24 protein-coding genes are annotated in these 21,776 nt (G+C 58.7%); 5 read left to right on the top strand and 19 right to left on the bottom strand.

Annotation, left to right across the window (positions count from 1 at the left end):
* Window positions 1-62: 62 nt before the first annotated feature.
* The 3 genes from ttcA to ACZ5A6_RS07845 are packed head-to-tail and all read left to right on the top strand — an operon-like array spanning window position 63 to window position 2,676.
* On the top strand, window positions 63-977 hold the full coding sequence (ttcA, locus tag ACZ5A6_RS07855; RefSeq protein WP_003516038.1) for a tRNA 2-thiocytidine(32) synthetase TtcA: 915 nt from the start codon (window positions 63-65) through the stop codon (window positions 975-977).
* A 16-nt stretch (window positions 978-993) separates the two neighbouring features.
* Window positions 994-1,821, top strand: coding sequence for an inositol monophosphatase family protein (locus tag ACZ5A6_RS07850; RefSeq protein ID WP_003516037.1), 828 nt, complete (start codon window positions 994-996; stop codon window positions 1,819-1,821).
* A 30-nt stretch (window positions 1,822-1,851) separates the two neighbouring features.
* A complete protein-coding gene (locus ACZ5A6_RS07845; protein ID WP_003516036.1) occupies window positions 1,852-2,676 on the top strand; it encodes an inositol monophosphatase family protein in 825 nt (274 codons plus the stop codon).
* 74 nt (window positions 2,677-2,750) lie between these two features.
* Here the strand turns inward: ACZ5A6_RS07845 and ACZ5A6_RS07840 are convergent, their stop codons facing one another.
* The 4 genes from ACZ5A6_RS07840 to ACZ5A6_RS07825 form a co-directional block, all read right to left on the bottom strand.
* Window positions 2,751-3,959 carry a multidrug effflux MFS transporter gene (locus ACZ5A6_RS07840; protein WP_026331057.1) on the bottom strand — a complete coding sequence of 403 codons (1,209 nt, stop codon included), beginning with the start codon at window positions 3,957-3,959 and terminating at the stop codon, window positions 2,751-2,753.
* 138 nt (window positions 3,960-4,097) lie between these two features.
* A complete protein-coding gene (grxD, locus tag ACZ5A6_RS07835) occupies window positions 4,098-4,433 on the bottom strand; it encodes a Grx4 family monothiol glutaredoxin (protein WP_003516034.1) in 336 nt (111 codons plus the stop codon).
* Window positions 4,434-4,570: 137 nt separating this feature from the next.
* A complete protein-coding gene (locus ACZ5A6_RS07830) occupies window positions 4,571-5,002 on the bottom strand; it encodes a hypothetical protein (protein ID WP_174061118.1) in 432 nt (143 codons plus the stop codon).
* Window positions 4,999-5,250, bottom strand: coding sequence for a hypothetical protein (locus tag ACZ5A6_RS07825; protein WP_174061119.1), 252 nt, complete (start codon window positions 5,248-5,250; stop codon window positions 4,999-5,001). The genes ACZ5A6_RS07830 and ACZ5A6_RS07825 overlap by 4 nt, the downstream gene beginning before the upstream one ends.
* Before the next feature lie 109 nt (window positions 5,251-5,359).
* Here ACZ5A6_RS07825 and ACZ5A6_RS07820 point away from each other — a divergent pair, with 109 nt between their 5' ends.
* Window positions 5,360-6,508 (top strand): hypothetical protein, encoded by a 1,149-nt coding sequence (locus ACZ5A6_RS07820; RefSeq protein WP_174061120.1) that lies wholly within the window; start codon window positions 5,360-5,362, stop codon window positions 6,506-6,508.
* Window positions 6,509-6,644: 136 nt separating this feature from the next.
* Here ACZ5A6_RS07820 and ACZ5A6_RS07815 read toward each other — a convergent pair whose 3' ends face one another.
* From ACZ5A6_RS07815 to ACZ5A6_RS07800, 4 genes are all read right to left on the bottom strand, one after another.
* Window positions 6,645-6,878 (bottom strand): BolA family protein, encoded by a 234-nt coding sequence (locus ACZ5A6_RS07815; protein WP_003516012.1) that lies wholly within the window; start codon window positions 6,876-6,878, stop codon window positions 6,645-6,647.
* A 16-nt stretch (window positions 6,879-6,894) separates the two neighbouring features.
* Window positions 6,895-9,129, bottom strand: coding sequence for a phosphoribosylformylglycinamidine synthase subunit PurL (purL, locus tag ACZ5A6_RS07810; RefSeq protein ID WP_003516011.1), 2,235 nt, complete (start codon window positions 9,127-9,129; stop codon window positions 6,895-6,897).
* A 114-nt stretch (window positions 9,130-9,243) separates the two neighbouring features.
* Complete coding sequence (locus tag ACZ5A6_RS07805; protein WP_003516010.1) at window positions 9,244-9,834, bottom strand: acyloxyacyl hydrolase; 591 nt, start codon at window positions 9,832-9,834, stop codon at window positions 9,244-9,246.
* Window positions 9,835-9,941: 107 nt separating this feature from the next.
* A complete protein-coding gene (locus ACZ5A6_RS07800; RefSeq protein ID WP_464110903.1) occupies window positions 9,942-11,360 on the bottom strand; it encodes an aminotransferase-like domain-containing protein in 1,419 nt (472 codons plus the stop codon).
* Between the two features lie 93 nt (window positions 11,361-11,453).
* Between ACZ5A6_RS07800 and ACZ5A6_RS07795 the strand changes: the two genes are divergently transcribed.
* The gene (locus ACZ5A6_RS07795; protein ID WP_003516008.1) at window positions 11,454-11,759 is read left to right on the top strand and encodes a DUF1127 domain-containing protein; all 306 of its coding nucleotides are present in this window, start codon (window positions 11,454-11,456) and stop codon (window positions 11,757-11,759) included.
* A 132-nt stretch (window positions 11,760-11,891) separates the two neighbouring features.
* Here the strand turns inward: ACZ5A6_RS07795 and ACZ5A6_RS07790 are convergent, their stop codons facing one another.
* From ACZ5A6_RS07790 to ACZ5A6_RS07740, 11 genes are all read right to left on the bottom strand, one after another.
* Entirely contained in the window at window positions 11,892-12,299 is a 408-nt protein-coding gene (locus ACZ5A6_RS07790) for a hypothetical protein (protein WP_003516006.1), read from the bottom strand.
* Between the two features lie 85 nt (window positions 12,300-12,384).
* A complete protein-coding gene (gene purQ / locus ACZ5A6_RS07785) occupies window positions 12,385-13,056 on the bottom strand; it encodes a phosphoribosylformylglycinamidine synthase subunit PurQ (RefSeq protein WP_003516005.1) in 672 nt (223 codons plus the stop codon).
* 20 nt (window positions 13,057-13,076) lie between these two features.
* Window positions 13,077-13,319: a phosphoribosylformylglycinamidine synthase subunit PurS gene (gene purS / locus ACZ5A6_RS07780; RefSeq protein ID WP_003495372.1), complete on the bottom strand. Its 243-nt coding sequence runs from the start codon at window positions 13,317-13,319 to the stop codon at window positions 13,077-13,079.
* Window positions 13,320-13,374: 55 nt separating this feature from the next.
* On the bottom strand, window positions 13,375-14,139 hold the full coding sequence (purC, locus tag ACZ5A6_RS07775) for a phosphoribosylaminoimidazolesuccinocarboxamide synthase (protein WP_003516002.1): 765 nt from the start codon (window positions 14,137-14,139) through the stop codon (window positions 13,375-13,377).
* Window positions 14,140-14,322: 183 nt separating this feature from the next.
* Window positions 14,323-14,886: an alpha/beta hydrolase gene (locus ACZ5A6_RS07770; protein ID WP_003516000.1), complete on the bottom strand. Its 564-nt coding sequence runs from the start codon at window positions 14,884-14,886 to the stop codon at window positions 14,323-14,325.
* A 69-nt stretch (window positions 14,887-14,955) separates the two neighbouring features.
* Window positions 14,956-16,263 (bottom strand): adenylosuccinate lyase, encoded by a 1,308-nt coding sequence (gene purB / locus ACZ5A6_RS07765; RefSeq protein WP_003515998.1) that lies wholly within the window; start codon window positions 16,261-16,263, stop codon window positions 14,956-14,958.
* A gap of 107 nt (window positions 16,264-16,370) precedes the next feature.
* Window positions 16,371-16,907: a hypothetical protein gene (locus tag ACZ5A6_RS07760; protein ID WP_025593892.1), complete on the bottom strand. Its 537-nt coding sequence runs from the start codon at window positions 16,905-16,907 to the stop codon at window positions 16,371-16,373.
* Between the two features lie 61 nt (window positions 16,908-16,968).
* Window positions 16,969-17,646 carry a ribulose-phosphate 3-epimerase gene (gene rpe, locus ACZ5A6_RS07755; protein ID WP_003515995.1) on the bottom strand — a complete coding sequence of 226 codons (678 nt, stop codon included), beginning with the start codon at window positions 17,644-17,646 and terminating at the stop codon, window positions 16,969-16,971.
* A 132-nt stretch (window positions 17,647-17,778) separates the two neighbouring features.
* Window positions 17,779-18,858 (bottom strand): branched-chain amino acid ABC transporter substrate-binding protein, encoded by a 1,080-nt coding sequence (locus tag ACZ5A6_RS07750; RefSeq protein WP_050923875.1) that lies wholly within the window; start codon window positions 18,856-18,858, stop codon window positions 17,779-17,781.
* An 885-nt stretch (window positions 18,859-19,743) separates the two neighbouring features.
* Window positions 19,744-20,163, bottom strand: a complete 420-nt coding sequence (locus ACZ5A6_RS07745; protein ID WP_003515990.1) for an NUDIX domain-containing protein — start codon at window positions 20,161-20,163, stop codon at window positions 19,744-19,746.
* A 32-nt stretch (window positions 20,164-20,195) separates the two neighbouring features.
* Window positions 20,196-21,710 carry a DEAD/DEAH box helicase gene (locus ACZ5A6_RS07740; protein ID WP_019567097.1) on the bottom strand — a complete coding sequence of 505 codons (1,515 nt, stop codon included), beginning with the start codon at window positions 21,708-21,710 and terminating at the stop codon, window positions 20,196-20,198.
* Window positions 21,711-21,776 lie beyond the last annotated feature (66 nt).

The raw sequence follows: 21,776 nt of genomic DNA, 5'->3' as shown, positions 1-21,776 counted from the left end.
ATTGCGGGCGGATGCGGGCATTTCCTGCATTGAAAATGGCTGAATGCCAGAGCGGGCTAATCATGAACATTGTCACCAGCATCGCAGATGAGGTCGAGGCCGATCAGGACCTGGCCGGAGAAAATGGCGCTTCGCATCCGCTGTTCGACGCGGCACCCCGTTCTGTCTCCTTCAACAAGCTGCGCAAGCGGCTGTTGCGCAATGTACGTCAGGCCTTCGGGGATTTTGGCATGCTGAACGGCCAGAAGCGCTGGCTGGTAGGCCTTTCCGGCGGCAAGGACAGCTACGGCCTTCTGGCGCTGCTGCTTGATTTGAAGTGGCGCGGCCTTTTGCCCGTGGAACTCATTGCCTGCAATCTGGATCAGGGCCAGCCGAATTTCCCCAAGCACGTCCTGCCGGAATATCTGGCGAAGATCGGCGTCGCACATCGCATCGAATATCGCGACACTTATTCCGTTGTGAAGGAAAAGGTGCCGGCGGGTGGCACCTATTGTTCGCTCTGTTCGCGGCTGCGGCGCGGCAATCTCTACCGTATTGCGCGGGAAGAGGGCTGCGACGCGCTCGTGCTCGGCCATCACCGCGAGGATATTCTCGAGACCTTCTTCATGAACTTCTTCCATGGCGGCCGTCTGGCTGGCATGCCGGCAAAGCTGATGAACGACGAGGGCGACCTGATGGTGCTGCGCCCGCTTGCCTATTGCGCCGAAGAGGATATGGCGAAATTCGCGGCGGCGATGGAATTCCCGATCATTCCCTGTGACCTCTGCGGCTCGCAGGACGGGCTTCAGCGCAATGCCATGAAGGAGATGCTGGCTGACATCGAAAGGCGTATGCCGGGCCGCAAGGACGTGATGCTGCGGGCGCTTGCCCATGTCAATCCATCGCATCTGCTCGACCCGAAGCTTTTTGATTTCTCGGCGCTTTCTGTCACCGGGGCGTCACCTGAAGAGCGTACGGAGGCCAGCCCTCCCTTATGAAGAAGTGCCCTTAGCGATGACCCTTTCCGATAAAGATATCGACTTTCTGATTTCCACCGTTGCCGCTGCCGGCCGCCAGGAAATCATGCCCCGCTTCCGCAATCTCGATGCAGGCGCGATTTCCGAAAAGACCTCTGCGGTCGATCTCGTCACCGAGGCGGATATTCTGACGGAAAAGGCGATAACCGCCGCTCTTCTGCAACGGTTTCCTAAGGCCCATATTGTCGGCGAAGAGGCATATGACGCGGATCAATCCGTTATTCCTGCCCTTGCCGATGCACCATTTGCCTTCGTGATCGATCCAATCGACGGCACTTTCAACTATGCTTCCGGTTTTCCAGCTTTCGGCACGCTGCTCGCCGTCACCGTCAAGGGTGAGACGGTCGCAGGCATCATCCACGATCCTGTCATGGGTGATACCATCCTTGCTCTCAAAGGCGAGGGCGCTTATCTCCACCGCAAGGACGGCTCACAGGCAAGGCTCAAGGTTGCCGACCCCCTGCCATTGTCAGAAATGGTCGGTATATTTTCCTGGGGTCACAGCCACGAAGATCGCCGCCCGGTGATCGCCGCCAATATGGCCAAGATCAAGATGGCGCTTTCAATCAATTGCTCGGCTCATGAATATTGGCTTGCCTCGACTGGCAAGCTGCACTTCATCGGCCACGAAAAACTGATGCCCTGGGATCATCTCGCCGGCGTTCTCATTCATCAGGAAGCGGGCGGCTACACGGCCCGTTTCGACAATACGCCCTACCGGCCGGGACAGACGACAGGCGGCATCCTGTCGGCACCCGACAAGGAAAGCTGGAAGATGCTGCGCCGGGAAATCGTGGCCTTATAATATTGATGCTTAAATAGAAGGATATCGCCCATGGCTATCGAACTCGACATCGCCTCTCTCGCCAATGCGCTTCAGGAGGCGGCGGCAGTGGAAATCCTGCCGAGGTTCCGTAATCTGGGTGAGGGCGACGTCAGGATAAAGAGCGAGGCGATAGACCTCGTAACCGAGGCTGACGAGGCTGCTGAGCGGCTGATCCGCGCCCGCGTGCAGGAAATCATGCCGCAGGCGCTGTTCATCGGTGAAGAGGCCGTTGCGGCGGATGCCTCGCTGCTTGGCAAGCTTGCGGATGCGGATCTTGCCGTGGTGGTCGATCCGATCGACGGCACCTACAACTTCGCGTCGGGCCTGCCGCTGTTTGGCGTGATGATGAGCGTCATCTCCAAGGGCGAGACCGTTGCCGGTCTCATTTTCGATCCGATGGGCAATGACTGGGCGATTGCCGAAAAGGGTTCCGGCGCATGGCTTTGTGCCGCCGATGGCTCGCAGACGCAGATGTCCGTCGTGCCCGCACCGGCACTGTCGCAGATGGTCGGCATCGCCAACACCGGTTATTTTGACGTGGAGACCCGCCGCAAGATTCTCATGAACCTCGCGGATGTGCGGCTCTTCACCAGCTACCGTTGTGCTGCGCATGAATACCGCGTGTTCTGCGGCGGCCACATGCATTTCCTGATGTACAACAAGCTTATGCCCTGGGATCATCTCGCTGGCACCCTGCTTTCGCAGGAAGCGGGCGCCTACGCCGCCCGTTTCGACGGCTCGCCTTACCTGCCGCGCCACCTTGAGGGTGGCCTGCTGCTTGCTCCTGATCAGGAGACATGGGAATTGCTGCGCGAGAAGATTTTCACGGTTTGAGTGAAGTTCGGCTTTGATCAACAAAAAAGGGCGCGGAACCGAGTTCCGCGCCCTTTTTATTTGCCTGTCCGCCCTTAGTGCGTCGGCTTGTTGTGGGCCTGAAACAGCACGCCCTTTTCTCCGATCAGCACGAAGACGAGGCCGATAATGGAGACGGCGAAGAAGCCGGCTACCATTGGCAGCGCCGTGCCATCAAAGGCCTGACCGATAACGGCACCGATCAGCGAACCGCCGACGGTTCCCATGAAGCCAATGACGGACGAGGCCGTGCCGGCGACATGGCCGAGCGGCTCCATGGCGAGCGAGTTGAAGTTCGAGCCGATCCAGCCGAACTGGAACATGGCAAGCGCGAAGAACACGATGAAGATCGCAAAGGGCATCGGTTCCGGCCCGACCATCTGTACCACCAGCCACACGAAGGTGATGGCGATGAAGCCGAGCAGCGACCCGTGCGACAGCTTGCGCATGCCAAACCTGCCGACAAGCCTTGCATTGATGAAGGACGAGAAGGCCATGAACAGGGCGACGCCCGCAAAAGCGGCCGCAAACCATGCGCCCAGCCCGTAGATGCCCTTATAGACCTGTTCGGCGGAATTGATGAAGCCGAACAGCGCACCGAAGATGAATGTGCTGGAGAGCGTGTAACAGAGCGCGATACGGTTGGTGAGCACGATCTTGAAGCCACCGAGGATCGAACGAACCGTGAAAGGCCTGACGTCATCGGCATGCAGGGTTTCCGGCAGGCGGAAATACATCCAGGCGGTCACGACGGCGGCAATTCCGGCCATGAAGGCGAAGATAAGGTGCCAGTCACCGAAAAACAGCACGATCTGGCCAGTGCCGGGTGCGATGACCGGAACGACCATGAATACCATCATGATCAGCGACATGACTTCCGCCATCTGACGGCCGCCATAGATGTCGCGCACGATCGAAATGGTGATGACGCGCGTCGCCGCAGAGCCGATGCCCTGAATGAAGCGCAGAACCAGCAGGCCAGTGAATGAAGGTACGAAGACGACGGCAATAGCCGAAACGATGTAGATTGCCAGGCCGACGAGCATCGGCTTGCGGCGCCCGAAACGGTCCGAGATCGGTCCGTATAGAAGCTGGGCAATGCCGAAGCCTAGAAGATAGCTGGAAATGACGTATTGACGGTGGTTTTCATTCACGACGCCAAGTGACGCGCCGATTTCCTGAAGGCCGGGAAGCATGATGTCGATGGCAAGCGCATTCAGCGCCATCAGCATCGCGGCAAGCGCGATGAATTCCGTGCGCCCCATCGAAACGGCGCGCGAAGTGGTGGATTGTGAAAGTTCTGTCACAGGATTGCCCCAAAAAGAACGGCAAAGGCGTTGCATGAAGCAACGCCTGGCATAAGTTTTCTGACAATCAGGGTGGGCCGGATGAACCGGCCGAAATCAGGCCGCGCCGCGGACGCTGATACCCTGTTCTTGGAAGTGATTTTGAAGTTCACCGGACTGGAACATCTCTCTTACGATGTCACAGCCGCCGACGAATTCGCCCTTGACGTAGAGCTGCGGGATGGTCGGCCAGTTGGAATAATCCTTGATGCCCTGACGGATGTCGGCATCGGCGAGCACATTGACGCCCTTGTAGTCGACGCCGAGATAATCGAGGATCTGTACGACCTGACCGGAAAACCCGCACTGCGGGAATTGCGGGGTGCCCTTCATGAAAAGAACGATGTCGTTGCTCTTCACTTCGCTGTCGATCATATCGTGAATGCCGCTCATAGGCCTATTCCTTTCACATGCGGTTCAAGGCCGCTGCTTTGACTTTGTCCCTAAATAACATGTCGCGGCGCGATTTCCACCCGGGAAGCGTAAAAAATGCGCTGGTGTGGTATCGCTAAGTGAAGGTCGCAACCCCGCTACCAGCGCGTCGTTCTCTTCGGGTAAGAAAAGTCGAGAACTATTTTTCCGATCTGCCTCCACCGTCTGAAGACTGATTGTATCAATACACCTGTTTCGCCTTCCGAAATATGGAATTCGCGAGCGCTATCGAACGTTATGGCTTGCATTCCGCCCGGCAGTGAGCAATCGTCCTCACAGTCAATCTCCATTTCGCTATAGAAACTGTTCACTTCAATATCGAGAATTAACTTTGGACTTTTCTGGTCCACCAGGCGGCAGGTGTTGCCGGTTTTGCAGAAGGCTGTGCCGGATATCCGATCAGCACCATCAAGCTCCACGACGAAGCCGATCTTGATCTCTTTGCTGCTCTTAACCTCTGCGGCACCTTGTAGCGGCCCCGAAATCGCCAACACTAAAAAGGTGGGAAGCAGGCGGAGGTGATGCATCATCGAAGCCGCTGTCTGCTGCGGGCGGCGGCGGCGCGTCTTTTGCTCACCTGTTTTTTGGCCGGCTTGGGTTTGACGGCTGCTTTGATTGCCGCTTCCAGCACGGAGCCGACAATGCCGCCTGCGAGGGACGTGTTGCTTTTGGTCCGGCGGCGGATGCGGCGGGTTTTGCGAAGGCCTGTCTTGGCGAGGACTTCGGACAGAGCGCCTTTGACGACGCCGTTTAGCAATTGATCGACGATCCCAGACAAAATTCCCTCGCAACAAATAAATCATATTTCCGTCGCGTTTTTTACTATACGTGCATCGCCCACTGTATCAAGCGATCCTTTCGGGTGTCTCCAGCCCGAGGGTTTATGCATGCCGACCGTCAAGTCACGACTTGTTCTTTATTTCCCGGGCTTCGATCCGCTCGATGCGGCTGCGCATCATCTGCGCTATCAGCGGGCGGCAGCGCTTGCTGGCAAGACGTGGGATGTCAATTATGCCGTGGGTGCGCTGGAGAACTCTCCGGCTGGCGAAACATTCTCGGTGGAGGCCTCGGCCGGCGACTGGCGGACGCGTTCCACCATCTTCGTCTACGACCACAATGCGGTGATATCGCGCCTGCGGGATGCGCCACTCTGGCGGCAGATCGCACTAGGCTTTGCGGCTGCGGCCGGTATCGTCGCGGAAGGTGGGGCAGGGCGTTACCTCCGTCATGCCTGGCGTTTCGGCCTGTTCTTCATTTTCCCGTTTCTGCTGATGCTGGTGGGGGGTGCGCTTGCGGCGGGGATCGCGCTCTCGCCATGGCTGTTCGGTTTGCCGCTCTGGTTGCTTGCGATCAGTCTTCCCGCTGCGGCCTTGTTCTTCGTGAAGGCGTTTCTGCCTTTCGCCGAGCGGTTTCATACGTTGCATCTTTATGCCGATTGGCGCTTTGCGCTGGCCGTCGGGCGCGATGAGCCGATTGCCCGCAACTGGATCGAAGAGAAGGCAGCCCTCGTTCTCAAGGCGCTGGAGCAGCCGTCTGAGGAGGTTCTGGTCGTGTCGCATAGCATGGGCGCCAGCCTGGCGCTCGCCGTGATAGGCCGTGTGCTGGAACTGCGGCCAGATGCGCTGGATGGCCGGAAGCTGTCCTTTGCGACGCTCGGTGGCGCTGCGCTGCAATGCGCGCTGCTGTCGAGTGCGGACAGGCTTCGCCAGAGCGTCGGCGTGATTGCGTGTCACCCTGAAGTGACATGGTTCGATATCCAGTGCCTGACGGATCCGATCCACCTCTACCGCTGCAACACCGTGGCGCTGACCGGGCACAAGGATGCGCCGCAGCCGAAGATCGTGCCGATCCGTTTCAAGCACTCGCTTTCACCCGACCGCTACAAAAAGAACAAGCGCAACTTCCTGCGCATGCACCGGCAATATGTTCTGGGGCCGGACCGCAAGTCCGGTTACGATTTTACCCTGCTGACGGCTGGGCCGTTGCCGGCCGCCTCCTTTGCCGATCTGGAATCCCAGCAGCCACCTGTTTTGTAAGCGGCACGCGCCATTTGCCGGAAAAGAAAAGGCCCGCGTGACAGTCTCACGCGGGCCTTTTTCAATCCATGGCTTCAAGCGTTGCCGCGGCAAGGACAGTGAAACCGTCCTGCCGGAGACGCTTTTCCGGGCGCAGTCATTCGGGAGCCGAGGTCTGCAGGGCAAGGGCGTGCAGAACACCGCCCATATTGCCCTTCAGCGCGTCATAGACCATCTGGTGCTGCTGCACGCGGGTCTTGCCCTTGAAAGCATCCGCGACGACTTCCGCCGCGTAATGATCGCCATCACCGGCCAGATCGCGGATCGTGACCTTTGCCCCGGGAATTCCCGCCTTAATCATGTCTTCAATGTCGCCGGGTTTCATGGGCATGGTGTATCTCCTTAATTCATTCTGCGGCGATTAGAGTTTCGCCATCCATGAATTGAGGGAACCACGATTCATAGGCCAAGTGCAATTCTTTAATCTCGATAGCGCGTGCCGTGCCCAGCTTTACGCTTGAGCCGCCGGTGACGCCGATCGCCGGGCAGGAAACGCCCGCTGCCTTCGCTGCCGCGCGCACTTCATCCAGATCGCTCTTCTTGACGGTCAGCACATAACGGCCCTGATCTTCGCCATAGAAGGTGAGGACGGGATTATGGCCCTCGACCGCGTCGATCGTCGCGCCGATGCCGGAGGAAATTGCCATTTCGGCAACCGCGAGAGCCAGGCCGCCCGAGGAGCAATCGTGAACCGCTGTGGCAAGACCGTCTGCGATAAGGGCGCGGACGAAATCGCCATTTCTCTTTTCAGCTTCCAGATCGACATGCGGTGCCGGGCCATCGATGCGGCCATGCACGTCGCGCATGTAGACGGACTGGGCAATATGGGTGCCAAGACCGGCAGGCGCGCCCGCCAGCAGCACGACTTCGTCCGCGGCGGCAAAGCGGATGCGCGCCATACGGCCCCAGTCCTTCAGCAGGCCAACGCCGCCGATGGTGGGGGTGGGCAGGATCGCCTGACCGTTGGTCTCGTTGTAGAGCGAGACGTTGCCGGAAACGATCGGGAATTCCAGTACGCGGCAGGCTTCGCCGATGCCCTTGATGGCATGGACGAGCTGGCTCATGATCTCGGGCTTTTCCGGATTGCCGAAATTGAGGTTGTCGGTGGCCGCGAGCGGCAAAGCGCCGGTTGCGGTGATGTTGCGCCAGCATTCGGCCACGGCCTGCTTGCCGCCTTCAAAGGCGTCTGCCTCGACATAACGCGGTGTCACGTCGGAGGAGAAGGCGAGCGCCTTCTTGTCATGGCCTTCAACGCGGACAACGCCGGCATCGCCACCTGGCAGCTGCAGGGAATTGCCCTGGATCAGCGTGTCATACTGCTCGTAGACCCAGCGGCGCGAGGAGTTGTTGGCAGAACCGACCAGTGACACCAATGCGTCGGCAATGTCTGCATCAGGAACGTCGTTCTCCGCAAGCGGAGCCTGAACCTTGGCGGGCGTCCACGGGCGGTCGTATTCCGGAGCCTGATCACCGAGATCCTTGATCGGAAGGTTGGCGACTTCCTCGCCATTGTGCAGCACGCGGAAACGCAGGTCGTCGGTGGTCTTGCCGACGATGGCGAAGTCCAGGCCCCATTTAACGAAGATCGCCTTGGCGACTTCTTCCTTGGACGGCTCGAGAACCATGAGCATGCGCTCCTGGCTTTCCGATAGCATCATTTCGTAGGCCGTCATGCGCTCTTCGCGCACCGGTACGGCGTTGAGATCAAGTTCGATACCGAGATCACCCTTGGCGCCCATTTCGACGGCCGAGCAGGTAAGGCCGGCGGCACCCATGTCCTGAATGGCGATGACCGCACCTGTTTTCATCAACTCGAGGCAGGCTTCCAGCAGGCACTTTTCGGTGAAGGGGTCGCCGACCTGAACGGTTGGGCGCTTTTCTTCGATCGACTCATCAAATTCGGCAGAGGCCATGGTCGCGCCGCCGACGCCGTCGCGGCCGGTCTTCGCACCGAGATACACCACCGGCAGGCCGACGCCCTTGGCTTCCGAAAGGAAAATCGCATCGGACTTGGCAAGTCCGGCGGCAAAGGCGTTGACGAGGATGTTGCCGTTATAGCGGGGATCGAATTCCACTTCGCCGCCGACGGTCGGCACGCCGAAGGAGTTGCCGTAACCGCCGACTCCGGCGACGACGCCAGCCACGAGGTGGCGGGTCTTCGGATGGTCGGGTGCGCCGAAACGTAGCGCATTCATGGCTGCGATCGGGCGTGCGCCCATGGTGAAGACATCGCGCAGGATGCCGCCGACGCCGGTTGCCGCACCCTGATAGGGCTCGATGTAGGACGGATGGTTGTGGCTTTCCATCTTGAAGACGACGCAGTCGCCATCATCGATATCCACCACGCCGGCATTTTCGCCGGGGCCTTGAATGACACGCGGGCCAGTGGTGGGCAGGGTCTTCAGCCATTTCTTGGAGGACTTGTAGGAGCAGTGCTCGTTCCACATGGCCGAGAAAATGCCAAGCTCGGTAAAGCTCGGCTCCCGTCCGATCAGGTCGAGGATACGCTGGTATTCGTCGGGCTTCAGCCCGTGGGATGCAACGAGTTCCGGGGTGATCTTGATGGAGTTTGGAATCGACATAGGTCTCACGCGGTTCGAGCCGAGGAAAGTTTCCGGTTCTTTAGCGCAAGAGGCCTCTCCGTGCGACAGGAAAATGCGCAGTTTTGCCAGCAAAACGCTGCTTTGTTGGGTTATTCAGAACTTGTAGCCGACCATAAGTCCGACACGCGTCAGCCCGTCATTGGGGCCATCGCACAGATTGGCATGGGAGGCATGTTCGATCTGGGTCGAAATATTCCAGTTGCTGTTGAAGCGATATCCGATGGCGGCATATTCATGAAAAAGCACGCGGCAACCGAATTCCGCGCCAGTTTCGCCCGGACCGTTTCGCAGCCTGCCGTCATGCCACAGGCCGCCAAAGCCGAGGTCGACGAAAATCTTCGGATTGAGGTCGAAGGTCCAGTTGATACCGCCGTAAATGGTATTTGCTTCGCCCTCGGTGCCGATTTCCGCACCCAGATGCAGACGCGGTCGGGCAAGTTTTTCGCCAAAGGTGACCGCCGAGGCGCTCGCGAAAGGATCGAAATAGGCAGTGAAAGCCGGGAAGACACCATCTTCGCCGCCACCATTGCGATCGGCGAGCGAGGTTGTGACCCCGAAACGCAATTCATCGAACACCGTGCCGTCTGCGGCGGCGGCCGGCGTCATGTCACTCAACACACATGCTGCGAAAACCATCGCGAGAGCAACAAATGCCCTGGCGGATATGGAACTGAATGCTGCCATCGAATCATTCCCCGCTCCGAAGTAGGGAAAGGATGGCAGATTCGTCGGCGTGGTAAATAATGAGTTACTGAATTAGGGGGCGTGTTGCAGGAAAGACTCGTTCCCGCTCACGCCTCGCTTTCGTAGCCGGCTGAACCATTGTCGAGCAGATGCCGCAGGATACCCAGGGCATGCTTCAGTTCTTCCTGGTTTGACGGCCCGGAAAGGCTGATGCGGACACGGTGGTAAACCTTCTCCGTGCGCCCGGCCTTAAACTCGTCCTCGTCGTCTATCAGCACACCTTCCTTCATGGCGGCGCTGCGGAAGGTTCCAGACAGCCACGGTTCAGGCAGCCTCAGCCACAGAAAGGCGATGTCCGGCAGGGAGTTGAATTCCAGCCCCGCAAAGATGCGTCTGGCGAGGGCCTCGCGCTGGTTGATCTCGGCGATACAGTCCTTGCGGATGTCGTCTGCGTCGCCGCTGTTGACGAGGCGTGCATTCAGTTCGGCCAGCATAAACGGCAGTCCGCCGGTTATCATCGAATGCGAAATGCGAATTCTCGAGGCGAATTGCGCCGGGCAGGCGACCCAGCCACCCCTGACGCCGGCGGAAACGGATTTCGACAGGCCGCCGACGACGAAAGTAAGATCGGGCGCGAATTCCGCAATGAGTGGGATCGCATCCCGCGTCATGGCGCCATAGAGATTGTCCTCCACGATCCATACGCCGTATCTGCGGGCGATATCGGCGATCGCCCGCCGCCGCTCCTCGGGCAGGGTGGCGCAGGTCGGGTTCTGGCCCGCCGACATCAGGAAGATCATCTTTGGATGCTGTTGGGCGCAAACGCGCTCGAAATCATAGGGGATAATGCCTTTCTCATCCACTTCCACCAGTGTCACCCGCCGTCCGGCAAGGGCGGCGCTGCGGCTGATATGGGAATAGGTGAGGGGTTCGAAAACGATACGGTCGCCCGGCGCGGTCATTGCCGTTACCACACTCATCACCGCAGCATGGGCGCCAAGCGTCGAAACGATGTTTTCCGGTTTCGGCGACCAGCCATTCTGGGAAAGCCAGCGAACGCCCGCCATGCACCAGTTGTCGGGAAAGGAGCGGGTGTAGTTGGAAATTTCGAACGGATGCTCTCTCGTCACGGCCTCGACGTGTTTGCTGACCAGCGCGCTCTGCCCGACATCGGGAGCAGCCGTGGTGTTCAGGCGGAATTCGGCGCTGGTGTCCACCGCGTAGCGCGTGCCGCCGAATGCCGATGCCGTCGGTTCCACGCGTGATAACGGGGCGGCAGCCTTACGCTCGTTGACATAGGTGCCACGGCCGACTTCGCCGCTGACGAGGCCGCGTTCGTGGATTAGGGCATATGCCCGGCTGATTGTACCGATTGTAACGCCCAGATCGAAAGCGAGATTGCGTTGCGGCGGCAATTTCGACCCGGCCTGCAAGATGCCATCCGAAATTGCGCCTTCGATCTTGTCCGCGAGTCGAAGGTAGATGGGGCCGTTGCCCTCGGTGATATCAGGAAGCCAATTTGTCATGGTGACAATTTATGCATTGTATCTGTCCGCAAGTCAATTGTATTTATCGGATGCAGTCAATGAGATCAAACGCACGGAGACAATAGGTGCAATATGCGCAAGATGGATCAATACCTTTCGACAGCGGATACGCTTTATCCTGACGGCTACGAACGGGAACGCGTGTTCCGCGATACCGGCGACATGGTCGCACCGTCGCCCTTTCCGGCCCGGATCGCTCACACGCTTATTGGCCGCCTGATTGCGGGATTGTCCAACTGGCATGGCAAACGTCAGGGACGGCTTGCCTTGCGGGAATTGTCCGACGATCTTCTGGACGATATCGGCGTTACGCGGGACGAGGCCTTGAAGGAGGCCGCGAGATCGCAGCTGTTTTCATGGCCGTCGCGGCCGCTTTGATTTTCTGCCGGAGAGCGGCGCCATCTTTCCCCGGTGCCTGAACAGCCATTCGGCAGGCCCGCCACGCCAGTCCCAACCGGCGTCGGCGGGTCTTTTTTGTATTTGGCCGGCTTTTAGCGCAGTTTTGCCCGATCAGCAGCCCTTGCCGCCATTCGCCCAGCGTTTGACGTCGGTTGCGATGCGGCCGGAGATGGCTTCGTTCATAACGGGGCCGAAAGCGTCGAGCTTTGCCGGGTTGCCTTCTGCCTGAATAACCAGCATCGGGCGCGATTCCGGGCTGTTGCGCGGTACGAGCAGAATGCGCGGACGGCCCGAGAAGGAGTTGAGTTCGGGCGCCAGGCGATAGGCCTTGAACGCCGGATCGCCCGATTTGAACCAGCAGGCATTGGCGCCAAGCGCGATTCGCTCCATCGTCGGTAATGCCGCACGGGATGCGGAGGACGATGCCGGTTGCGGCTTGGGCTGGCACGCAGCAAGCGCTGCTGCGGCGAGAAGCAATCCAGCGGCCTTCGGGGCGTGGGAACGGAGCAGGCGGTTCATCGCGTCATCCAAGGTAAGGGCCAAAAACTGGAGCCATAAAAAGCATCATCGGGAAGAGGGCAGGCGGGGATGGCCCGCCCGCTTGTCAGGCTGCGATAACGCCAAGCGCCGAGGCGAAGAGGCCACGGCCGTCATTGCCGCCATGGGCAGCTTCGATCAGGTTTTCCGGGTGCGGCATCATGCCGAGAACGTTGCCCTTGGCGTTGATGACGCCGGCAATGTCGTTCAACGAGCCGTTCGGATTGGTGCCATCTGCATAACGGAAAACGACCTGACCGTTGTCTTCGACGGACTTAAGCTCATCCGTATCGAGGAAATAGTTGCCATCGTGGTGGGCGACTGGGCAGCGCAGAACCTGACCCTTGTCATAGGCGCGGGTGAATTCGGTGTCGTTGTTGACGACTTCGAGTTTCACTTCGCGGCACACGAATTTCAGCGAGGCGTTGCGCATCAGCGCGCCCGGCAGCATGCCCGCTTCGACCAGAATCTGGAAGCCGTTGCAGACGCCGAGAACCTTGACGCCCTGTTCAGCCTTTTCGCGAATGGCCTGCATGACCGGCATCCGTGCAGCAATCGCACCGCAACGCAGATAGTCGCCATAGGAAAAACCGCCCGGAATGACGATCAGGTCGACATCCGGGATAGTCGTCTCCGTCTGCCAGATGGTGACGGGCGCCTTGCCGGAGATTTTCGTGAGTGCCGCGATCATGTCGCGATCGCGGTTGAGGCCGGGAAGTTGGACGACAGCGGATTTCATGGTCGGCGGCTCCTGCGGCTTTAGAGAATGGCGATAGAGTAGTTTTCGATAACCGTATTGGCCAGGAGCTTTTCGCACATCGCCTTCAGGTCGGTCTCGGCCTTGGCCTTGTCTGCACCTTCCAGTTCCAGATCGAAGACCTTGCCCTGACGGACATGGCCGACGCCACCGAAACCGAGGCTGCCGAGTGCGCCTTCGATTGCCTTGCCCTGCGGATCGAGAACGCCGTTCTTCAGCGTAACAGTCACCCGTGCCTTGATCACCTGATCTTCTCCTGATTTTACCTTGCTAGGCCGATATTATTTCACGAGGCCGAAATTACTTTACCAGGACAGGGCCGGTGCCGCGGATCGGTTCGTTTTCATTGATGATGCCGAGACGGCGTGCCACTTCGGAATAGGCTTCCACGAGGCCGCCCATGTCGCGGCGGAACAGGTCCTTGTCCATTTTTTTCTGGGTCTCGATGTCCCACAGGCGGCAGCTATCGGGCGAAATCTCGTCGGCGAGGATGATGCGCATCATGTCGCCTTCGAACAGGCGGCCGCATTCGATCTTGAAGTCGACCAGCTGGATGCCGACGCCCAAGAACAGGCCGGACAGGAAGTCGTTGACACGGATCGCCAGTGCCATGATGTCGTCAAGCTCGGCAGGGTTGGCCCAGCCGAAGGCCGTGATGTGCTCTTCGGAGACCATCGGGTCTTCCAGCTCGTCGGACTTGTAGTAGAACTCGATGATGGAGCGCGGCAGAACCACGCCTTCATCGATGCCGAGTCGCTTCGACAGCGAGCCGGCGGCGACATTGCGCACGACGATCTCGAGCGGGATCATCTCGACTTCCTTGATCAACTGCTCGCGCATGTTGAGGCGGCGGATGAAGTGTGTGGGAATGCCGATCTTGTTCAGATGCGTGAAAACATATTCACAAATCCGGTTATTCAACACACCTTTGCCGTCGATGACTTCGTGTTTTTTCTTGTTGAAGGCAGTCGCATCGTCCTTGAAGAACTGGATAAGCGTGCCTGGCTCCGGACCTTCGTAGAGGATCTTGGCCTTGCCTTCGTAAATACGGCGGCGACGGTTCATAATGGCAGGTCTCTTGGTTCACGCCGATTCTGGTGGCGTTGCGTTTCTGTCTTTGAGCGGTCCCATAAAGGAAAAGAGTGCATTCTACAATGCGGCTCGCATATCTTCCCTTCAATTCTTGTGTCGGGCGGAAGAATGTTGCCCGGCCGAAAATCGACCGGCTTCAGCGGCTGGCCGCGATGGTCAGGGCTCGTTCACCTTGAGGCGGCTCAGGAACTGGGCAAATACCATGCCACCCTCGGGCCAGGGGCCATGGCCAGACTCGGCGTTGATATGGCCGGACATGCCTGCATCCACCAACATCGCACCCCAGGCGGCGGCAATATCGTCGGCATGTTCGTAGGATCCGAAGGGATCGTTGCGGCTGGCAATTGTGATTGCCGGAAACGGCAAGGGATCGCGCGGATAGGGACCGAAGGTCATCAGATGTTTCGGCCTGATATCGGGATTGGCGACATCCGGCGGCGCCACCAGAAGCGCGCCTGCAACCTTCTTGCCGATTTCCGGAAGGGCGTGGATGACGGTCGGCACACCAAGCGAATGAGCGACGATGACAACGGGCTTGGTCGAGGCGTTAACCTCTTCCACCAGCCGCGCGATCCAGTCTTCCTTCACCGGTTTTGACCATTCAGCCTGCTCGACGCGGCGCGCTGTCGAAAGCTTGCGCTCCCAGCGTGTCTGCCAGTGGTCAGGACCGGAATTGGTGTAACCCGGTACGATGAGAATATCTGCTTCTGAAACTTTCATGGGCCCATATCTGTGGTTTCATGCCGTCACGATCAAGGTCGCGACGGCATTAACTTCGGGAGCCTCGCCTCAGGCGTTGCCGAAGACGCGGGCGAAGATCGTGTCGACGTGCTTGGTGTGGTAACCGAGGTCGAATTTTTCACGGATGACGCTTTCGGGAAGGGCGGCGCGCACTTCCTGGTCGCCCAGCAGTTCCTCAAGGAAATCCGCACCCTGTTCCCAGACCCTCATGGCATTGCGCTGCACCAGACGGTAGGCGTCCTCGCGGGAAACGCCGGCCTGCGTCAGCGCCAGAAGAACGCGCTGCGAATGCACGAGGCCGCGGAACTTGTTCATGTTCTTCAGCATGTTGTCGGGATAGATCACCAGCTTTTCGATGACGCCGGCAAGGCGGTTCAGCGCAAAATCGAGGGTGACTGTCGTGTCGGGGCCGATGGCGCGCTCCACGGAGGAGTGGCTGATGTCACGCTCATGCCAGAGCGCCACGTTTTCAAGCGCGGGAACGACCGACATGCGCACCAGGCGGGCAAGGCCCGTGAGGTTTTCGGTGAGAACCGGGTTACGCTTGTGCGGCATCGCCGACGAACCCTTCTGGCCGGGAGAGAAGAACTCTTCCGCTTCCAGAACCTCGGTGCGCTGCATGTGGCGGATTTCGATGGCGACGTTTTCGATCGACGAGGCGATGACGCCGAGGATGGCGAAGAACATGGCGTGGCGGTCACGCGGGATGACCTGCGTGGAGACCGGCTCGGGCACGAGGCCGAGCTTTGCGCAGACATGTTCCTCGACGCGCGGATCGATATTGGCGAAGGTGCCGACAGCACCGGAGATCGCGCCCGTGGCGATTTCCGCGCGCGCATTGACGAGACGCTCGCGGTTACGATGCATCTCGGCGTAGAAGCGGGCGAAGGTCAGGCCCATCGTGGTCGGCTCGGCGTGGATGCCGTGGCTGCGGCCGATGCGTACCGTGTTCTTGTGTTCGAAAGCGCGGGTCTTGAGCGCCGCCAGCACGCGGTCCATATCGGCCAGCAGCAGATCGGCGGCGCGGACGAGCTGGATGTTGAGGGTTGTGTCAAGCACGTCGGACGAGGTCATGCCCTGGTGGATGAAGCGGCTGTCGGGACCGACGAATTCCGCAAGGTGGGTGAGGAAGGCGATGACGTCGTGTTTGGTGACGGCCTCGATCTCGTCGATGCGGGCGACGTCGAAAGTCGCGCTGCCGCCTTTTTCCCAGATGGTCTGTGCGGCCGATTTCGGAATGACGCCGAGCTCGGCCAGCGCGTCACAGGCATGCGCCTCGATCTCGAACCAGATGCGGAATTTTGTTTCCGGCGACCAGATGGCGACCATTTCCGGCCGGGAGTAACGAGGGATCATGGCAATGACTTTCTTTGTGGAGGAATTTTGCTGCCCGTTTAGCAAAGTGTTCCGCGAATCTCAATCTATCAAGCCTGCGCATCGGCTCGATGCGTACATTCAAAATGCTAGAGCGTCCGTTGTACGTCCGAACGGACGCGTGGCGCTCTGTGCGCACGGCGGCAAAGGATTGCGCCTGCCAGCGCAAGCGGAATGGCGGCAAACGGAAAATAGAGGCCGAGGCCGAGAATGCAGAACTGGTAGATCGCGCCAAGCGAGGTGAAAAATTGCTGGAAAAACCAGATGCGGGAAAATGCCGGCGCATGCCATTGCGCATAAAAGATGCGGTACTGGAGCGCGAAAAATGCCGCCGCGACCGCGATCGTGAAAAAAGCGATGGCAAGGCAGCTTGCCGCAAAGCGCAGCGGCAGGCTGGTGGATGCGGGCAGGAAGCGCAAGGCAACCATGGCCAGCGGCCAGCCCAAGAGACCGCCGAAGAAGAACAGCACGGCGATATCGGCGGCATGGTCGGTTTCCAGCCGGTTGCGGAGATAGAGGCCGAGGGTAGCAGTGGCTGCCGAGATGGCGGCCCAGACAAGCGGAGCGAGGAGCGAAAACAGCGCTGCCGGGATGACGTTGTGGAAATTCCGCCTGCCGCTGTTCATCAAAGCCCCCACCCAAACGCCCTGCCGTCCCGTCTCCGGTGTATCCGGCTGCTGTGGCGGGTCAGGACCGGGCGGCTTCCGACACCGAGCGCAACAACGAAACCGTCTTGCGATAGTCTGCGACACCATCGCCCTTGAAGACGGCCGAACCGGCCACGAGTGCGTTGGCACCGGCTGCGACGATGGCGCCGGCTGTCTCCGCCGTCACGCCGCCGTCCACTTCAAGTTCGATCGGCCGGTCGCCGATCATGGCCTTTGCCGCACGGATCTTGTCGAGCATGGCCGGAATGAATTTCTGTCCACCGAAACCGGGATTGACGCTCATGATCAGCACGAGATCGACATCGTCAAGCACGTTTTCGATGACCGAAAGCGGCGTGGCGGGGTTGAGCGTCACGCCGGCCTTCCTGCCGAGCGTGCGGATGGTCTGGAGTGAGCGATGGAGATGCGGGCCTGCCTCCGCATGGACGGTAATGCCGTCGCAGCCGGCCTTGGCGAAGGCTTCGAGGTAGGGATCGACGGGGGCAATCATCAGGTGGCAGTCGAAAAAGGCATTGCTGTGCGGGCGGAGCGCCTTGATGACGTCAGGACCGAAGGAGATGTTTGGCACGAAATGGCCGTCCATGACATCGAGGTGGATCCAGTCTGCGCCCGCTTCCGTCACATCGGCGACTTCCTGTCCCAGCTTGGCGAAATTGGACGCCAGAATGGAAGGTGCAATCCGGATGGGCAGGGACATGGGGCAAACTCCTCTCGACGCGTTGCGTAAGCTGCCTTTAGCATCAAGTATCAGGGTTTGAAACGGCTTGTCGCGCGGTTGCCGCCGGTTTTCAGCCGCGGCTTACTGAATTTCCAGCGATACCGGCTTCACCTATTGTCTTTCGGCCTTGTCCGCCTGTTCGAAACGCTGGCCGTTCCAGCGCTGCAGGCGATAGGGATTGTCTGCAAGTTCATGCGAAGGGTTGAAAGCGATATCGCCGAGCACGGTTTTGAAGACGGTACCGTTCGCCAGTATCTCCGGTGCGGGTTTACCTTGGGATTGGGCTGCTTCGGCAAGCGCCGCGGTCAGTTCCGCAGCCGCATAGGAGGGCAGGACGTAACCTTCCGGCTCGATATTGGCGGCACGCAATTCGCCGGCGACGGCCTGTGCCGAAGGTAATGTGTCATAGGCCGGGCGCGTGACCGCTAGCACATTTGCTGCAAGTGGCACGGGGTTGTTTGCCGCATTCATGGCGTCGCCGCTCATGATGGTGAGCGGAATGTTTTCGGAGCCGGCGTCTCTGGCGACAATCGCGACGTCGTTGCGTTCCGCGCCGATGAAGACATGGGTGATGCCGGTGCGCCCCAGCCGGCGCACAAGCGCCACCTGTTGCTCCTGTGCCGGGCGCAGCGTATCGGTGAGTGTCGGTTTCAGCCCGTTCTCCTCCAGCGCCGAACGGATGCGATCTACCAGATCGCGACTGAAGATCGTGCCATCATCCACGAGGCCAATGGAATGTCCCTTCCAGTCGCGCAGAATGATTTCTGCGGCCCGGTCCGATTCGGCCTTGTCCGATGGCGCTAGGCGGAAAAGCGGCCAGCTATATTTCAGAGCGTCTTCCATCAGGATCGGGGCACGGCTGGAAAGCGTGATTGCTGGAATGGCGGCTGACTTCAGAGGCGGCAGAACGCCCTGAAGCGTTTCCGTGCACAAAAAACCGATTGCCGCGCTGACCTTGGCGGCCACGAGACCATCGGCAATCGCGCCGCCGCTGCCGTCTTCGCAGCTTTCATGGATTTCGACGACATCTAGCCCGAGCTTGGCGGCTGCGGCCTTCGCGCCCTGCCTGACCTGTTGCCCCAGCAGTTCGTATGGGCCGTTCTGTGGGGCAACGATGCCGATCGACGCCGCGCATGCTGAGCCCGCAAAGGCAAAACCGGCGATGATCGTTAGCAGGCGAAGTGAAAGCATGACGTGCGCGAAATCCTGTTGTCCCGGTTTGATGTTTATCGGCAACAACTGGTTTTCCAAAGGAAAAATCGCTGATACCCATCATAATCGCACATCATCGTTCACTGCACGGCCGTTTTGATCGCAACTCATCCAATTTGAAATAATAGTCTGTAATGACGCGTTATGGTTGTATATATTCAATGTGATCGCGCGCGATTGTTTTTTGCCGAGATTCATCTTTTTTAAGGTCGGTAATTCACTCTGTAATTTCATAAGAGCGGAAGTACTGCTCGTCATGGTTTAGAGCATTTTTACTTTATAAAACTGTAACATGCAGTGCGTATAAGCACAGTTTTATAAGGGCGGGTTTGCGATTTTGCCTTTTATAGTGCACCCCAATAAAATGCACATTTTATTTCCATTCATCTAATTTATTGATATAAAAAGAGAATATACATATTTCCCTGTGCTTTATTTGTGCTTTGCCATGTTTTTTTCGCATTTGCGAGAAGATCTGCTTGACGAAAAGTAAATGGTTAGATTAGATATAGGTGTTTCAGGGGACGACTGAAATTGGCTGTAACAAGCCTCGGAAGTGTTCCGAATTTAAGCACTGCCAAACTATATTACATTCTATATTCTATTATTTTCATTACGTATAAACCGCTTCGGGCAACCGGGGCGGTTTTTTATGTGATGCTAATTTAAGCAATTTTAAATTGCATTCGAAAAGCTTCGCGAAAAGATATTCTTCCAGCATTGGGTTTTCCGAAAGCAAATCGCGCAGGAGCGTCGCGTCTGTCGCAGGCGAGGCCTGTTTTTAGTAAAGCTCAAGACGCCGTTGAGTGCCGCGAAAAGCCCACGCCAGTCAGCGCTGATGCCGCTTCCGTCCGCTATGCGACTTTATTTCGTCAGAGCAGCCAGCGCGTCTTTTGCAAAGGCAGAGATGGGTTCGGGAAGGTTATCGGGGTCGAACCAGCCGATATCGGAAAGCTTGTCCGGTTCTGTCAGTACCGGCTCACCCTGCGTGTCGCGGGTGACGAAGATCAGCGAGACCCAATGGTGCCGGTCTGCGACATTGATATATTCGCTATGACAGAGAAATTCGACCTTGCCGATTGTCAGCCCGGTCTCTTCTTCAGCTTCTCGCCGTGCTGCGGCGAGGGATGATTCAAGGTGATCGACTTTGCCGCCCGGAATATTCCAGTATCCGGCTTCCGGCGCTTTCAAGCGCCGGCATAAAAGCAGGCGGCCATCACGCAATATGGCAAGCCCAACGCCGACGCCTGGAAAATCTTGTCCTGGCTTGATCGTCGGTGTCATGCGTATTGTTTCCTGCGTCAGGCCGTCGGGGCTCAGCCCTTGGCGTTGGCCACGATCAGCATGAAAGCGGGAATGTCATCGCCGAAACCAACAGGCGTCGGGCCATCGTCATGGTCACGGTAATGGCGGCGACGGTCACGGTTGTCGTCATTGGCGTGCAGCGGGTTCAGGTTGCGGCTGTTGCGCTCGGAATTGCGCGGGGTCTTTTCCGGTCTGCGTTCTGCCTTCACCTTGTCTTCTCCGTGAGCCGCGATGTCCGTATCCACAGTGGTGGATTGTGCACCCTGATTGATGTTTTCGACCGGCGATGCAGGTGCATCGCGACGGTTTCTGTCGCGGCCTCTGCCGCCACGTTCCTTGGTGCCCCGGCGGCCGGTATTGCTTTCAAAGCTTTCCATGGGCGCGGGGAGGGAGGACAGGTCACCGTTCAGCCATTCGACCTTCTCGGTGATCAGCTTTTCGATCGCGTCGAGATATTTCGCATCGCTCTTGGTGACGAGGGTGAAGGCCTTGCCCGAACGCCCAGCACGACCGGTACGGCCAATGCGGTGGACATAGTCTTCGGCATGAATGGGAACGTCGAAGTTGAAGACGTGGCTGACATCGGGAATATCAAGACCGCGGGCTGCAACGTCGGAAGCGACCAGCAGCGTCAGCTGACCGTCCCGGAAGTTCTGCAGCATGGTCGTGCGCGAACGCTGGTCCATGTCGCCATGCAGCGCGCCGACGGAAAAGCCGTGACGATCCAGCGAACGGAAGAGGTCGGCAACGTCCTTTTTGCGATTGCAGAAAATGATCGCGTTCTTGAGTTCGGCTTCTTCGGCACGGACGAGATCGCGCAGGACAGCGCGCTTCTCATAGTCCTTGTTGTGCGAAGCGACGATGCGCTGGGTAACGGTCTTCGCCGTGGAGGAGGGCTTGGCAACCTCGATACGGGTCGGGTTCTGCAGGAACCTGTCGGCAAGCTTCTGGATTTCCGGCGGCATGGTGGCCGAGAAGAACAGGGTTTGCCGGGTAAAGGGAATCATCTTGGCGATGCGTTCGATATCGGGAATGAAGCCCATATCCAGCATGCGATCGGCTTCATCGATCACGAGGATTTCAACGCCGGTCATCAGGAGCTTGCCGCGCTCGCAATGGTCGAGAAGGCGGCCGGGCGTGCAGATGAGAACATCGGCGCCGCGCTCAAGCTTGCGGTCCTGATCTTCAAAAGAAACGCCACCAATCAGAAGGGCAACGTTCAGCTTGTGATTCTTGCCGTATTTCTCGAAGTTTTCGGCCACCTGTGCCGCCAGTTCGCGGGTCGGCTCGAGGATCAGCGTGCGCGGCATTCTGGCGCGTGCGCGGCCTTTTTCCAGCAGTGTGAGCATCGGCAGAACGAAGGATGCGGTTTTCCCCGTGCCGGTCTGTGCGATACCGCAGATATCACGCTTTTCAAGAGCGGGCGGAATTGCGCCAGCCTGAATGGGTGTCGGCGTCGTGTAGCCGGCATCTGCAATAGCGGAAAGAACTTTTTGGCTCAGGCCAAGATCAGAGAATGTTGTCAAAGGAAGAACTTTTTCCGTTCTGGTTCGGTAAGAATACCTGCGTGCCGCTGCGACACTTGCAAAGAC

Source organism: Agrobacterium sp. 6Ca8, from assembly GCF_055382765.1.
This window is presented reverse-complemented; position numbering and strand designations above follow the sequence as displayed.

Bases quoted from the DNA above. Each gene is read 5' to 3' on its own strand.
- purB (WP_003515998.1), bottom strand. From the start codon at position 16,263: ATGATCCCTCGTTACTCCCGGCCGGAAATGGTCGCCATCTGGTCGCCG.
- ACZ5A6_RS07770 (WP_003516000.1), bottom strand. From the start codon at position 14,886: ATGAAAGTTTCAGAAGCAGATATTCTCATCGTACCGGGTTACACCAAT.
- ACZ5A6_RS07795 (WP_003516008.1), top strand. From the start codon at position 11,454: ATGCGCAAGATGGATCAATACCTTTCGACAGCGGATACGCTTTATCCT.
- ACZ5A6_RS07800 (WP_464110903.1), bottom strand. From the start codon at position 11,360: ATGACAAATTGGCTTCCTGATATCACCGAGGGCAACGGCCCCATCTAC.
- ACZ5A6_RS07840 (WP_026331057.1), bottom strand. From the start codon at position 3,959: ATGGGGCGCACGGAATTCATCGCGCTTGCCGCGATGCTGATGGCGCTG.
- ACZ5A6_RS07845 (WP_003516036.1), top strand. From the start codon at position 1,852: ATGGCTATCGAACTCGACATCGCCTCTCTCGCCAATGCGCTTCAGGAG.
- ACZ5A6_RS07760 (WP_025593892.1), bottom strand. From the start codon at position 16,907: ATGAACAGCGGCAGGCGGAATTTCCACAACGTCATCCCGGCAGCGCTG.
- ACZ5A6_RS07815 (WP_003516012.1), bottom strand. From the start codon at position 6,878: ATGCCCATGAAACCCGGCGACATTGAAGACATGATTAAGGCGGGAATT.
- purC (WP_003516002.1), bottom strand. From the start codon at position 14,139: ATGAACCGTCGCCGCCGTATTTACGAAGGCAAGGCCAAGATCCTCTAC.
- rpe (WP_003515995.1), bottom strand. From the start codon at position 17,646: ATGTCCCTGCCCATCCGGATTGCACCTTCCATTCTGGCGTCCAATTTC.
- ACZ5A6_RS07805 (WP_003516010.1), bottom strand. From the start codon at position 9,834: ATGGCAGCATTCAGTTCCATATCCGCCAGGGCATTTGTTGCTCTCGCG.
- grxD (WP_003516034.1), bottom strand. From the start codon at position 4,433: ATGAGCGGCATTCACGATATGATCGACAGCGAAGTGAAGAGCAACGAC.
- ACZ5A6_RS07830 (WP_174061118.1), bottom strand. From the start codon at position 5,002: ATGATGCATCACCTCCGCCTGCTTCCCACCTTTTTAGTGTTGGCGATT.
- ACZ5A6_RS07750 (WP_050923875.1), bottom strand. From the start codon at position 18,858: ATGCTTTCACTTCGCCTGCTAACGATCATCGCCGGTTTTGCCTTTGCG.
- purL (WP_003516011.1), bottom strand. From the start codon at position 9,129: ATGTCGATTCCAAACTCCATCAAGATCACCCCGGAACTCGTTGCATCC.
- ttcA (WP_003516038.1), top strand. From the start codon at position 63: ATGAACATTGTCACCAGCATCGCAGATGAGGTCGAGGCCGATCAGGAC.
- ACZ5A6_RS07790 (WP_003516006.1), bottom strand. From the start codon at position 12,299: ATGAACCGCCTGCTCCGTTCCCACGCCCCGAAGGCCGCTGGATTGCTT.
- ACZ5A6_RS07745 (WP_003515990.1), bottom strand. From the start codon at position 20,163: ATGACACCGACGATCAAGCCAGGACAAGATTTTCCAGGCGTCGGCGTT.
- ACZ5A6_RS07850 (WP_003516037.1), top strand. From the start codon at position 994: ATGACCCTTTCCGATAAAGATATCGACTTTCTGATTTCCACCGTTGCC.
- ACZ5A6_RS07820 (WP_174061120.1), top strand. From the start codon at position 5,360: ATGCCGACCGTCAAGTCACGACTTGTTCTTTATTTCCCGGGCTTCGAT.
- purQ (WP_003516005.1), bottom strand. From the start codon at position 13,056: ATGAAATCCGCTGTCGTCCAACTTCCCGGCCTCAACCGCGATCGCGAC.